14 protein-coding genes and 1 pseudogene are annotated in these 12,951 nt (G+C 50.6%); 11 read left to right on the top strand and 4 right to left on the bottom strand.

Translation table 11 applies throughout. The annotated features are described in order from the left end of the window. The first annotated feature begins 116 nt into the window (after positions 1 to 116). Positions 117 to 872: a MerR family transcriptional regulator gene (locus BBD41_RS09105; RefSeq protein WP_077569519.1), complete on the top strand. Its 756-nt coding sequence runs from the start codon at positions 117 to 119 to the stop codon at positions 870 to 872. Positions 873 to 1,172: 300 nt separating this feature from the next. Next, positions 1,173 to 1,484 (top strand): YbjQ family protein, encoded by a 312-nt coding sequence (locus BBD41_RS09100; RefSeq protein ID WP_077569518.1) that lies wholly within the window; start codon positions 1,173 to 1,175, stop codon positions 1,482 to 1,484. 303 nt (positions 1,485 to 1,787) lie between these two features. Here BBD41_RS09100 and pyk read toward each other — a convergent pair whose 3' ends face one another. Next, complete coding sequence (pyk, locus tag BBD41_RS09095; protein WP_099477348.1) at positions 1,788 to 3,203, bottom strand: pyruvate kinase; 1,416 nt, start codon at positions 3,201 to 3,203, stop codon at positions 1,788 to 1,790. Positions 3,204 to 3,371: 168 nt separating this feature from the next. Between pyk and BBD41_RS09090 the strand changes: the two genes are divergently transcribed. The 5 genes and pseudogenes from BBD41_RS09090 to BBD41_RS09070 all read left to right on the top strand — a co-directional run. Next, positions 3,372 to 4,151, top strand: a complete 780-nt coding sequence (locus BBD41_RS09090) for an AraC family transcriptional regulator (RefSeq protein ID WP_099477347.1) — start codon at positions 3,372 to 3,374, stop codon at positions 4,149 to 4,151. A 129-nt stretch (positions 4,152 to 4,280) separates the two neighbouring features. Then, on the top strand, positions 4,281 to 5,366 hold the full coding sequence (locus BBD41_RS09085) for a glycosyltransferase (protein ID WP_099477346.1): 1,086 nt from the start codon (positions 4,281 to 4,283) through the stop codon (positions 5,364 to 5,366). Positions 5,367 to 5,507: 141 nt separating this feature from the next. Continuing rightward, positions 5,508 to 6,023, top strand: coding sequence for a hypothetical protein (locus BBD41_RS09080; RefSeq protein WP_077569514.1), 516 nt, complete (start codon positions 5,508 to 5,510; stop codon positions 6,021 to 6,023). 169 nt (positions 6,024 to 6,192) lie between these two features. Further along, the gene (locus BBD41_RS09075; protein WP_077569513.1) at positions 6,193 to 7,044 is read left to right on the top strand and encodes a manganese catalase; all 852 of its coding nucleotides are present in this window, start codon (positions 6,193 to 6,195) and stop codon (positions 7,042 to 7,044) included. A 96-nt stretch (positions 7,045 to 7,140) separates the two neighbouring features. Beyond that, positions 7,141 to 7,338: pseudogene (locus tag BBD41_RS09070) on the top strand (KGG domain-containing protein); the annotation flags it as partial. Between the two features lie 207 nt (positions 7,339 to 7,545). Here the strand turns inward: BBD41_RS09070 and BBD41_RS09065 are convergent. Further along, positions 7,546 to 8,520, bottom strand: a complete 975-nt coding sequence (locus tag BBD41_RS09065; RefSeq protein WP_099477345.1) for an aldo/keto reductase — start codon at positions 8,518 to 8,520, stop codon at positions 7,546 to 7,548. A gap of 286 nt (positions 8,521 to 8,806) precedes the next feature. On the opposite strand from BBD41_RS09065, the gene BBD41_RS09060 reads away from it, so the two are divergent. The 3 genes from BBD41_RS09060 to BBD41_RS09050 all read left to right on the top strand — a co-directional run bounded on the left by BBD41_RS09060 (position 8,807) and on the right by BBD41_RS09050 (position 10,404). Continuing rightward, positions 8,807 to 9,124: a hypothetical protein gene (locus BBD41_RS09060; protein WP_028405404.1), complete on the top strand. Its 318-nt coding sequence runs from the start codon at positions 8,807 to 8,809 to the stop codon at positions 9,122 to 9,124. A gap of 173 nt (positions 9,125 to 9,297) precedes the next feature. After that, the gene (locus BBD41_RS09055) at positions 9,298 to 9,768 is read left to right on the top strand and encodes a DinB family protein (RefSeq protein ID WP_223260628.1); all 471 of its coding nucleotides are present in this window, start codon (positions 9,298 to 9,300) and stop codon (positions 9,766 to 9,768) included. A 132-nt stretch (positions 9,769 to 9,900) separates the two neighbouring features. Further along, the gene (locus tag BBD41_RS09050; protein ID WP_077569511.1) at positions 9,901 to 10,404 is read left to right on the top strand and encodes a CYTH domain-containing protein; all 504 of its coding nucleotides are present in this window, start codon (positions 9,901 to 9,903) and stop codon (positions 10,402 to 10,404) included. Between the two features lie 186 nt (positions 10,405 to 10,590). On the opposite strand, the gene BBD41_RS09045 is transcribed toward BBD41_RS09050, so the two are convergent. Further along, positions 10,591 to 10,995, bottom strand: a complete 405-nt coding sequence (locus BBD41_RS09045) for a DUF5946 family protein (RefSeq protein ID WP_237087038.1) — start codon at positions 10,993 to 10,995, stop codon at positions 10,591 to 10,593. Positions 10,996 to 11,286: 291 nt separating this feature from the next. Continuing rightward, positions 11,287 to 12,042 carry a YheC/YheD family protein gene (locus BBD41_RS09040; protein WP_099477343.1) on the bottom strand — a complete coding sequence of 252 codons (756 nt, stop codon included), beginning with the start codon at positions 12,040 to 12,042 and terminating at the stop codon, positions 11,287 to 11,289. Between the two features lie 344 nt (positions 12,043 to 12,386). Between BBD41_RS09040 and BBD41_RS09035 the strand changes: the two genes are divergently transcribed. Beyond that, a complete protein-coding gene (locus BBD41_RS09035; RefSeq protein ID WP_099477342.1) occupies positions 12,387 to 12,770 on the top strand; it encodes an MmcQ/YjbR family DNA-binding protein in 384 nt (127 codons plus the stop codon). The last annotated feature ends 181 nt before the right edge of the window (positions 12,771 to 12,951 follow it).

Raw genomic sequence — 12,951 nt, 5'->3', positions numbered from 1 at the left:
TCATAAGGGATAATACATAATAATAACCGTTTGCTTCAAATTTCCGGAATCCAAATAACGTTTGACTCTCCTCTTAGAGGAGGCCTTAGACTGATAGCTGAAAGGAGGTTAACCGCATGCTGTACACGGTAAAGGAGGTGTCGACGCTGTCGGGCGTGACCGTCAAGGCACTGCACCATTACCATAAAATCGGCCTTTTAATGCCCGCCGAAATCAGCGACGCCGGCTACCGATTGTACGGGAAGCGCGAGCTCGAACGATTGCAGGAAATTTTATTCTACCGGGAGCTCGACATTCCGCTGGATAAAATCAAAGAGCTGCTGGAAGGCTCGCAGAACCGCCGAACCATCCTGTCGGAGCAGGAGGAGCTGCTTGCAGCCCGCCTGGACCGGCTAGGTGCGGTATTGGGCACGCTCAGGAAATCCATGAACGAACTGGAGGGAGGACAGCCGATGAGGCCGGAAGAAATGTTCAAAGGCTTTGATAGCGATGAAGCCTGGAAGGAAGCGTTAAAGGAACAAAATGATTACTTGAAGGACGCCTATGACGTCGATTTGCTTCAGGATGGGCAGACACAGGTCAATGCTGCGGATCTGAACGAGCAAGCGGCAGAGGCCTCCGCATTCATGACAGCGATGGCCGAGTCGTTAACATCCGGGATCAAGCATGACGATGAGCGCGTTCAGCGCCTGATCGGCAAGCATTTGGCATTCTTGAACGCCCACGGACATTCAGTAACGCCCGCGGATTTTGCGGCGCAGACGAAATTTTTTCTTCAGGATGACTTCCACCTTCGGATGCTGGAGGAGCAGCAGACCGGTCTTGCTTATTATCTTCATGCAGCGGGAGAGCAATATGCCGCCCTTGCCTAACGAAGCGTATCGCAAAACAGCTGAAGAATCGCGAAAACAAGCGGCAGAAATGCCGTTTGTTTTTCTATTCCGGATGGTTAGGTTGGTGCGGTAAGCGGATCATGAATGAGCGGGGGAATAGGCTGCTCACGAGCTTTCTGCTTTCTTGACCGGGAACAACCTTTTCGCTCCCAAATACATAGAAACAAGCGGCAATACCCAAAATAAATGGGGATTTGTACATTTAACGGCATCGCGGCCGCAACCGATTCCTTTCTCCAGCGTAATAAAAGGAAACCAATACGAAAGAAGGAACATGTAATGATAATTTCAACGACATCTACCCTTGAAGGTTACCCGGTTCAACGTTATGTCGGCGTCGTGACAGGCGAAGTGATTATGGGCGCTAACGTGGTGAGGGATTTTCTCGCCTCGATCACCGACATTGTCGGAGGGCGTTCGGGTGCATATGAGAACAAGCTGCAGGAAGCAAGGGACGCAGCCATGGCCGAAATGAAACAGCAAGCCGACCATATGGGGGCCAATGCGATTTTGGCTGTCGACATCGATTACGAGGTCATTCGTGAAGGCATGCTGATGGTCGCCGTCAGCGGAACAGCCGTGGTTGTCTAACCGTGAGGATCAGGGCCGTGGTTCCATACGGATAATCCGGTTCATTCCGGTCTGTCTGCGGCCAATCATCAACATTTGGTTCGGGGCAGCCCCTGGGACAGGAGTTGCGTCTATAATACAAAAGGGTTAGGCAGAGGGCATAAAGCTCGACTGTCTAACCCTTTTTTTATCGTAAACGATCCTAATCCGACGTTCCCAAGCCCGGAATATGGGGGCTTTTTACATCATTTGTTCTTATTTCTCTAGATTGATGCTTATCTTGAATGGGCAAACGGCACCGTTCAACCGCGAAAGGTCAAAATATTAAACTTGCAGCACCTTAATCAGATTCGTGTTGCCGGATTGGCCGATCGGCACGCCGGCGGACAATACAATAATATCGCCTTTTTCGATGTAGCCTGTCTTAATGGCATTGCGGGTCGCGGATTCGAACATTTCATCCGTTGTCGTGACCTTGTCGCCTTTTACCGGGATGACGCCGGAGAGGAGGCAGATTTTGGCCAGCACTTCTTCATGCTGCGTGACGGCGATGATCGGGGCTTTTGGCCGGTACTTCGATATCATCCGTGCAGTAAATCCGCTCTCCGTCGCCGTAATAATGGCTTTCGCATTCAAGACAAGGGAAGAGCTGACCGCTCCCTGGCTGATGACTTCCGTAATGTTGGCCACTTGCTGCCTGGATTTGAAGGCGAATTGATCTTTGTAATCGATCATCGTCTCGGCGCGGCTGGCGACGGCGGCCATTGTGCGCACGGATTCCACCGGATATTTGCCCGCGGCGGATTCCCCGGACAGCATGACGACGTCTGCGCCTTGAATGACCGCGTTAGCAACGTCACTCACCTCGGAGCGGGTTGGGCGGGGATTGACCTGCATGGATTCAAGCATGTGCGTGGCCACGATAACCGGTTTGCCGGCGAGGTTGCATTTATCGATCATTTCTTTTTGCATCATAGGCACTTCTTCAACCGGCACTTCGACGCCAAGGTCTCCCCGGGCCACCATGATGCCGTCGGATGCTTCAATGATGTCATCCAGGTTCTGCATGCCCTCTTCATTCTCGATCTTGGCGATGATCTGCACATGGTCTGCGCCGCGTTCTTTAAGGATGCGGCGAATCTCGCGAATGTTGTCGCCATGGCGTACGAAAGAGGCGGCAATGATCTCAATGCCGTTCTCCAGACCGAAGCCGATATGCTTCACGTCCCGTTCGGTGACCCCGGGAAGCGTCGTTGTTATGCCCGGCAAATTGACGCCTTTGCGCGGTTTGAGCACGCCGCCGCTAATGATTTTGCAATGGATGTCCTTCCCGTCGATATGGAGAACGTTCAGGTCTACGAGACCATCATCGATGAGAATGCGGTCTCCCGGTTTAACGACTTGGTGAAGCTCTGCATAGTTGACCGAGATGCGGCGGGCATCGCCTAGAATCTCCTCCGTCGTCAAGATGAGCTCCTGACCCGGCTCCAGCAGGCAGGAAGGCTCTTTCAGCTTCCCGATCCGAACTTCCGGTCCTTTAATGTCCATCATGATAGGCACATACTTGTTTAATTCGGACGCGGCCTGACGAACATTCCGGATCCGGGCCACGTGATCTTCCAGCTCCCCGTGGGCCATATTCAAACGGGCAACGGTCATTCCCTCTTGAATCATAGCTTTCAACACCTCGATGGAATCGCACGCAGGTCCCATCGTACAAATGATTTTTGTTTTGAGCATGGTATGGGTTCCTCCTTAGTATTTGTACTATTTTGTACCCTTCAGTCTGTTTCCGTTATACAAGTTCAATTCAAACTTTCTTAATGATGCCATTGTAGCCTGTCTTGTCGAATCGTAATAGGAACTATAGTACAATGATTAGATTATAGTATTGCGAAGAGGTGGATTATGGGCACTCCGATAGATGTAAGGCAAATTCGCGGCGCCGATTGGTATGAGGAAGCGGATCTAACGAAGAGAGCATGGCGGTTAAGCCTTATGACATATGGAACATGCGTTTATTGGATGAATGGAGACAAGCAGATCATGAAGAAGGGGGAGCTTCTGCTTATTCCGGCAGGCGTTCCGTTTTATGCCAAAAGCATCCCGACCGTAACGCATACGCAGCTCGTCGTTGAATGGACGGAAGACGCGCCCCAGACTTTATCCGTGCTCGGACGGGAAGAGGTTCTGAAGCATAAGCCGGGCTGTTACGAACTGCTCTTGGAGCGCATGAATTGGATCCATCAGCAATGGCAGGAGCGCCCATCGTATTATGCCATGATGATAGAAGCATTATTGACAGAAGTATTGATTTATATCAGCCGCGAGCTCGACAAGGGCGTCATTCCGCCTGAAAAGCACTTGCATGCCGAACGGATGAAGTCCTATATCGAGCGGCATTACCGGGAAAAAATAACAAAAGAGGAGCTGGGCGATGTCATTGGCAAAACCCCCAATTACGCGGCGACGCTCTTTAAGCGCGTAACGGGGCAGACGATCAGCCAATACGTGCACGCGCAGCGGATGAAACGGGCAGCGTATTTGTTAACGGAATCGCAGCTGACGGTACAGGAGATTGCCGTATTTCTAGGATATCAGGACCTCTCCTACTTCTATCGAATCCATAAGCGTATCACGGGCAGCGCTCCGTCGGATTTATTGCATGAGCGTCCGCGGACGGTATAATGACATCAATCATACCGGCTAATCATTCAAGACCGCATTTCGCGGTCTATTTTGTTATGTCTAGTATGTAACATTACGAGATGGAATTCCATATGATGACTGGGAAACAGGTAGTGGGAGGTGCTAGGAATGGTAACAATCAGCTTGTGCTTAATTGTAAAAAATGAGGAGCAAGTGCTGGAGCGGTGCTTGCATTCGGTAAAGGAGGTTGTTGACGAAATTATCATCGTCGATACGGGGTCAACGGACCATACGCTCGAAATTGCAGCCAGATATACGGATCGAATCTATCACTTTGATTGGATTGATGATTTTTCAGCTGCAAGAAACTATTCATTTTCTCATGCCACGAAGGAGTATATTTTATGGCTGGATGCTGACGACTGGCTGCAGCCGGCCGATCTGGAAAAGTTCAAGGCACTCAAACAAAATTTGGATCCAACGGTGGACTCCATATGCATGGATTACTATATTTCCTTCGATCCCCTGGGTAAGCCTACGACAGTTGTTAAAAGAAACCGGCTGGTCAAGCGATCCAAACATTTTCAATGGCGTGACCCGGTTCATGAGGTTTTGGAGGTTACGGGAAATATTGTATTATCGGACATTGCCGTCAGCCATGACCGCGTACATGCGGATTCCGGGCGGAACTTGCGTATTTATGAGAACCTTTTTGCCAAAGGAGTTACCCTTTCCAGACGCCAATTACTGCATTATGCAATGGAATTGTCGGCGAACGGCTACTATAAGAAGGCCATCGAAATCTATGAAACGATGATTTGTGATACGACCGGATATTATGAGGAAAAATTGGATGCTTGTGATCGCATGGCGCATTGTTACCACGAGCTCGGGCAAAAAGAACAAGAGCTGCAATCCCTGTTAAGGACGTTACATTTCGACGTTCCGCGGGCCGAATATGTGTGCCGGATCGCGTACTATTTCCAAGAACTCAACGATTTTGAAAAAGCGGTCCATTGGTACGAGCTGGCGCTCAAGCTGGATAAGCCGGGCAATCGATTATACAGCGTTAATCAGGCGGCCTGGACATGGTTTCCCCATCTGCAGCTGACGTTTTGTTATGGAAAACTCGGGCAGCTGGAGAAAGCTTATGAACATAATGAGAGGGCGCTGGCGTACGCTCCGGATGATCCGGACATTTTGTACAATAAACAATTGCTGGAGGAGAAGCTCGGCCGGAAAAAGCAGCGGTAGCACTAGCGCCATCACCTGTCACGTTTAGCAGCGGGCGATTGCCTTTTTTAGGTTATTTGAGGCATATACCGTTTCTACTAACTCTATCAATCATATACTGCTATGAAACCAGAATTGATAGAAAGACAGGAGGGGATTGAATTGACAGTGAACCGTTCATGGTCCAGAAAGCTTGTCTGCAAAAAAACGATCTGTAAGCATACCATATCCAAGAAGACTTCCGGGAAGAAGCGTGTCGGCAAGAAGGTTAGAAAATCCGCGTTTAAAGCGGTTTCGGGTATCGACCAGCTCATCAGCGACGGCGTGTTCAGCAAAGTTCAATATCAGGTTGAAGAATTGGATCTTAACAATGAATACAATTCATCTACCTCGACCTTCACACCCAAGCAAAGAGGCATCTATTCCCTGGTGGCCAGTGTTTCCTTTACAACCATTACGCTTACGCCTGTTCGAATGGACTTGGAGATTCGGGTCAACGGCGTACCGAGAATTTCGGACGAAGAAAATTTCGAGCCGAGAACGGGAAAAATTGATGCTGCCGGTATCATCCAGCTAATGGCCCGCGATCGAGTGGAGGTATTCGCAAGAGCTACCGGTGAAAACGGTACGATTCTCAGCGGATTAGCTACCCGGTTTGAAGGGATCCGTATAAATTGAAACGCATAAGCTTTGCCATTTAGCCGCGAGGTCGCGGCTTTTTATCATTAACATGGTACATAGGAGCTTTTTGAACAACATCATATCGACATCTGTTTAATATCGACGGGTCCGGGTAAGAAATAATCGATCGATCCATATCAATCCAACCCTGAAGGAGGACGACTCGATGTTTATTCACATGAAAGAACTTCAATACCGCGCAAAACCGGAAAGACCGGATCCGGTGTTTGCCCGAAAGCTTCAGGAAGTGCTGGGTGGACAGTATGGCGAGATGTCCGTCATGATGCAGTACCTCTTCCAAGGTTTCAACTGCCGTGCGGAGCAAAAATATCGGGACATGCTGCTTGATATCGGGACGGAGGAGATCGCGCACGTCGAAATGCTGAGCACGATGATCGCTCAGCTGCTGGACGGTGCACCGGCGGATCAAGTCGACGAAGCGGCCAAGGATCCGGCGATCGCTGCCGCGCTCGGCGGTATGAATCCGCAGCATGCGATCGTGTCGGGACTTGGCGCAATGCCGACCGACAGCAACGGCTATCCGTGGAACAGCAAGTATATTATCGCGAGCGGCAACCTGCTGGCGGATTTCCGGGCCAACCTGAATGCGGAATCCCAGGGGCTGCTTCAAGTTGTGCGACTGTACGAACAGACGACGGATCCTGGCGTTCGGGATATGCTGTCGTTCATGATTGCGCGTGATATTATGCACCAGAATCAATGGCTGGCGGCCATCGAGGAGATCGAAGCAATCGACGGACCGATCGCACCGGCGTCATTCCCTCGGGAGCGTACGGTTACGGAGGCGACACGGCAATTCATGAACTTCTCCGTAGGGGAGGAGAGCAGTATGGGGCGCTGGGCGAACGGGCCGCTGCCGGACGGTACGGGCAACTTCGAGTATGTGGCGAACCCGACGGCCTACGGGGAAGCGCCTGTTCTGAAGCCGGCTGCCAAGCATCAGCATTCGACGCTTGGAACCGGGCCATACGTCGTGAACGAAACCGTGAAGAATTAAGCAGGAAAACGAAGGATATCGGATGTTTCACCCCATGGAGAATGGTTAAATATGAGACATAGCAGTAACCAATAAAACGACTAGGAGTGATGAAACATGGCTAACAACGATAACAAAATGAGCAGGGAAGAAGCAGGACGCAAAGGCGGCGAAGCAACAGCCAGAAATCACGACAAGGAGTTTTATCAGGAGATCGGCCGCAAGGGCGGCGAGGCCACGTCTAAATCGCATGACAAGGAATTCTATGAGGAAATCGGCCGTAAGGGCGGAGAATCCCGCGGCAACAATAACGATTAATGATCTCCTGCTCCGCTAAGGAGGCATGGAATCACGAATGATGAAGCGATAGAAGTAGATGATAACAATGCAGTATAAATAATCAGCGACCGTTCCCGATCCGGGGACGGTCGCTGTTTTATGTTCTCTTGCATGTGATTCGTTGAGGCATACTTTGTGCCTTAAGCTGGTTACGCTGAATGCATGGCTCCTAGCCGAGACTTCTCAATCGAGCCGGTATGTCGCAAACGGCTTGCCATGAACGAACCTTTCGCTGATTTCATCCAGACTGCGTGCAAGCGAATCGTCCATCTTAATGTCCAGGCTCTTCAAATTATCATCAAGCTGCTGGGTTTTCGTGGCGCCGACAATGACCGTGGAAACCGCAGGGCGATGGATCAGCCATGCCAGGGACAAAGCGCTCGCGGAGTGCCCATGCTCGGCGGCGAGCTGGGAGACCTGGTTGCCGAGCTTGATATTGTGATCCTCAAGAAAACGCTGGAAATTCGGGTCCGTATCGGCCCGGGAACCGGACGGCACCCGGTTGTCCTGGCTATATTTTCCGGTAAGAATCCCGCCTGCCAGCGGAAAATACGGGATAATGCCGACACCTTGATCCAGGCACAGCGGTACAAGCTCCCGCTCAGGCGTGCGGTCGGCCAGCGAATAGCTTACTTGAGCGGATATATACCGGACATACCCCTTAAGCTCACTGATGCCGAGGGCCTTCATCATCTCCCAAGCCGCGTAATTGGAGGCGCCGATGTAGCGGACCTTGCCTGCAGAAACCATATCGTCCAAGGCGCGCAGCGTTTCGTCCAGCGGCGTGTGCGGATCGAACGTATGGATCTGGTAAAGATCGACATACTCGGTCTGGAGCCGCTTTAAGCTGTTGTCCAGCTCCTGCTGGAGATGATAGCGGGAGGAGCCGCGTTCGTTCGGGCCAGAACCCTTTACCAACCCCGCTTTAGTGGCCAGCACGACATTATGCCGCTTCCCGGCCAGCGCTTGTCCGATCATTCGCTCCGACTCGGTACCCGCGTAGATGTTGGCTGTATCGATAAAGTTAATGCCGTGGTCGAGAGCGTGTTCGATAATGCGGATCGAGGTCTTCTCGTCGGCTCGTTTGCCGAACGCATTCGTTCCCAGGCCAAGCTCCGACACCTTAAGGCCGCTGCTGCCAAGACGACGGTAGTTCATCATGATCGACTCCTTTATGTACGTAATCGTATCGCTTTTCACTAGTATAAACAGTTTCGCCGAACGGGTTCAAATCATCGGGAGGGCCATGGGACTGAGGGGTTACCCAAAAAACATTCTTTTTTAGCGGCATAGGAAAAAATATAGATTAACTTCCATGTCATGAAATGGTAATATAGTCATAGGATAAAAGAAGTGGTTTTGTCTATCGGATTCCTACCTAAGAACTGCACGAGAATATGAGAGACTGCTGCTTTTTTCACTATGAATCATGGGATGTGAAATGGTGAAGATTTATTTAAAGAATGATGCGGGGGTCACCAAACGAGTGAAGCTGGGGTTTAGCTGGACTACCCTATTCTTCGCGTTTCTTCCGGCTTTATTCCGCGGGGATTTGAAATGGGCAGTGATTATGTTTATTATTTCTGCAGTTTTTGGTTCATTTACGCTCGGGCTCGGGGCATGGATTAGCGGAATCGTATTTTCCTTCGTCTACAACAAGATTTATATCAAGGAGCTGTTGGAAAAAGGTTACCGCCCTGCTGATGATTCAGCCCGTACCGCTTTGGAACGCAGCCAAATCATCGCAAGAACGGCGGCGTAGTTATAGTAGAGCAATAAAGCTTGTATTACCCCTCAAGAAAGAAGGGATACAAGCTTTTTATTTTCGATATCGACTGACTGAAATGTATCTCCCCTCACGGGAACACGCCTATTCTTGCGAACTCTATGGAATTTCGATAGGATAGTTACATACGATTAGAAAGGAGATATCAGATGATGAATGAAGCATTGCTGAATCAGCTGGATTTTGCCAGAGCATCGACCCTTGCAGTAGCGAAGGATGTAACGGAGCAGGAGGCCGACATCGTGCCGGAAGGATTCGCGAACAGCATTCGCTGGAATCTTGGGCATATTTACACGGTTCATGAACAGTTTGCTTTCGCAACGGCAGGCGAGCAGCCGCATTTGCCGGAGGGATTCGAGGCTTGGTTTGCGACAGGGACCAAACCGGCCGATTGGACCGCCAAGGCCCCTTCACTCTCCGAACTGATCGAGCTTCTGGAAGGCCAAATCAAGCGGATTCGGGATACCTTCCAAGGCCGCATGGACCAATCCTCGGCGCATCCGGTCACCATTGGTCCGCTCACGCTTCAAACGGTTGGCGAGTTTCTTTCGTTCAGCTTGTTTCATGAAGGAATGCATACCCAGAACATTAAAGCTTACAAGAAGCTGATTCGTAAGTAACCTATTCGAGAGCGATAGTAGGGCTGCCTGACCGCAGTTTCCAACTATCGTTTTTTAATTGTAGCTTAGCCCTTTCGTCTTTATAATTGAGAAACGATAGCAAGAGTTTAACGAATGGAGGCAACAGGAGATATGGCGGTTGAAATCGAACGGAAATACCTGCTGGACGAATATCCTGCAGCTTTCATCGAGAAGGGGACGCTTGTCGTCGAGAAGGAGCAGCAGATCGAGCAGACCTATTTGGCCCTGGACGGCGATCAAGAGCTGCGCGTACGCAGAATCGTCGACATGCAGACCGGAGCGGTGGATTTCACGCATACCTTTAAGAAAGGGTGGGGACTGTCCAGGGAAGAAGTCGAATATTCCATATCGGAAGGACTGTATGAACAGGTTGTGAAGGCGCACGGGGCGATCCCGCTGACCAAGCGGAGAGTCACTGCACGCTGGGGAGAGCGGATCATCGAAATCGATGATTACAACCAAATCGACCTGATGGTGCTCGAAGTGGAGTTTCCTTCGCTGGAAGACGCGGAAGCGTTCGTGCCGCCGGCATGGTTCGGCAAGGACATCAGCACGGAGAAACAGTATAGTAATAAAAAGGTGTGGCGGGATCTCCAGGCACGCTCCCAAGCCTGATACCGGCAAGGACGATGCGGACTGTTGGAGCGGAGAATCGCTGCTCTTTCCGCTTGGTATATCCGGTCAGCATCCGGCAAAGCCTCTTCAACAGGTCAGTAATGACCGGCGGGAAGGGGCTTTCTTTGCGCTTGGCTGATCCAAGGGAGTGGCGTCTCGCAAGCGGGTGCCGTTCATGTGGATCGGTTAGAGTTCATTTCGTATGGCATCACGCCATTTCTTGATGTTGTCGATTGCCATCGCTTCCCCGCCGATATAAACATCATTGATCGTGCGTGTCCAGCTTCTCGGGATACGAGATCTCTCATTGCTTGGAATAGGATTCGCTATTTTGCCAACGGTTTGAATCCGTTCGCGGTTTTCCCGTAATATCGTTGCCGCATCCCAATCGTGGTCATAAGCAACTCGAAATAGGTCGACTAACTGGTCGTAGCCTGCATCGGTATAATTGGAAGGGTGCTGGATCATATAACAGGAGACAAGCCAGAAATGAAGGGCGTATAATTCCGGATTCTGCTGCTCCCAGGCAAGAGGAAAGCCGAACTGCTCGTAGCAAGAATATTGATCAAGCTCCTGTGCCCCGCATTCCATACACCGTCCATTCCTCATTATCGTCGTATGGTCAACCATGTCTTATCTCTCTCCCATAACTGTTTTCATGAATATGTATTAACAGGATAAACGATAACGTAACGTTAATGTCCAGAGCGAAAATGAATTTTCCATCATAAAAAAACGTGTGGGTGATCAAGTCTTGGTTAACTCGCTTCACGGTAACCGCTTAGGTAACCGCTTAGGTAACCGCTTATATAAGCGGACAAACGGCCGGGCACAATGCCTGGCCGTTGTTCGTATGCCCCACCGATTATAAAAGTCTTTCCGCTATTTATATCGGCCGTACTGCTTACCATAAGAAATAACGCGGTAATACAGGCTCTTGTCCTTCAGCGTCAGAAGCGGGTATACCTGCGGTCTCGTGTTAACCTCGAGAATCCATGGCCGCCCGCTGGAGTCCAGCGCAACGTCGAGTCCGAGCTCCTTGAAGCCTTTGTAGTGACGGTCAAAATTATGGCCTGTCGCTACGCCGACCCGTTTCAGCTCGGCCTCCATCTGGGAGATGAAGGCGGCGTTGAAGCCGGCGCCCTCCATCGTATGCCGGAACGTGCCGATCTTCCCTCCCTGATTGTAGTTGGTGGCGACTTTACCGGGACTGCCGACCTTTGTAAACAAGGCGGTGCCGACCCAGCTTCCCTGCTTGGTCTTCTGGACCATCACCCGGATATCGAACGGCTTGCCGTTGCTCTTTGCGAGGCGAATGCCTTTCTGAAGCAAGTAGGAACGATTGCCGGCAAAACGCTGCAGCTCCTGGTACAGCTGATCGATGCCGGAAAAATACGTTTTTTTCGTTTTGAGCTGCTTTTGATAGCCTCCATCCGTTTTGCGGATCCGAATAATGTTCTTGCCGCCGGACCCGTCGGTCGGCTTAAAGAAGACGGTGGTATAGTCGTTCAGCATGGAGGTCAGATTTTTTTTGCTAAAGGGCAAGGTGTGCGGGACGTAACGCCGAAAATAGGCGTCCTCTAACAGCCACTTCGTTTTCTTCCATTTGCTTTTGATGGTGCTGCTCTTATATGGCATATTCTTAGAGGCTCACCCCTCTTTTTTTGTTCAGCATATGCTGAGAAAGATGAGCAAGCCTCCACGTTGGCCTTGAGCCAAGCTATGAGATTGAGAATAATTTTTTATCGGATGATGGCAAGATGATAAATAATGTCATGGGGGATGAGCAGGAATTTCAGCGGGAATGAAGAGCTTAACCATGCGGGAAGCGATCGAACAGGATTGAACAGGGGGAATCCACGAACAAATCATGGACAAGACCGGAAAGGAAAATTATGATGTAAGGTAGTTTCGTGAATCTATCGATTCGCATGATTTGATAATGTGCCTATGAGCCTATTTTAACAGAGGAGAGTGGCGGCTTGAGAGATCCGATTATGGCTTACTGCCTTTCGAAGAAGGGAGCTCTGGAGGATTATCCGTTCGGTCCGCTTCCGGTCGTAATGAAGGTCGGCGGTAAAATGTTCGCTCTGTTATCGATGGAGGACCACAAGGTCAGCCATATTTCCTTGAAATGCGATCCGGTGATTGCTGCGAACTTGCGGGAACAGCATGAAGCGGTCCAGCCCGGATACCATCTGAACAAAAAGCATTGGAATACGGTCACCCTCGACGGTTCCTTGAGCGAAGCCGATCTGCACGACATGATTGATCATTCTTACGACCTGGTGCTCAATACGCTGCCGAAGGCAAAGCGACTGGCGATTACGCAGCGCTTGGTGTCATCGGATGGACAGGCTACGTAAACGGTAATCTGCATAGGCATCGCGCCTGTCGATCGCGCAGCGATTGGATTATAGGACAGCAAGGTAGTTTACGACGGAAGGCTGCATCAGGCACCCTGCCCGTCGATCGTGCAGGGGGTGGCATTATCGGATGCAAGCCTGCGCACGATGGTAATCTGCAACAAGCACCGCCGATCCGAAG

The sequence above is a fragment of the Paenibacillus ihbetae genome (genome assembly GCF_002741055.1).
Classification (GTDB): Bacteria; Bacillota; Bacilli; order Paenibacillales; family Paenibacillaceae; genus Paenibacillus_AQ; species Paenibacillus_AQ ihbetae.
The sequence above is the reverse complement of the archived record's forward strand: the minus strand, read 5'-3'. Positions and strand labels throughout refer to the sequence as shown.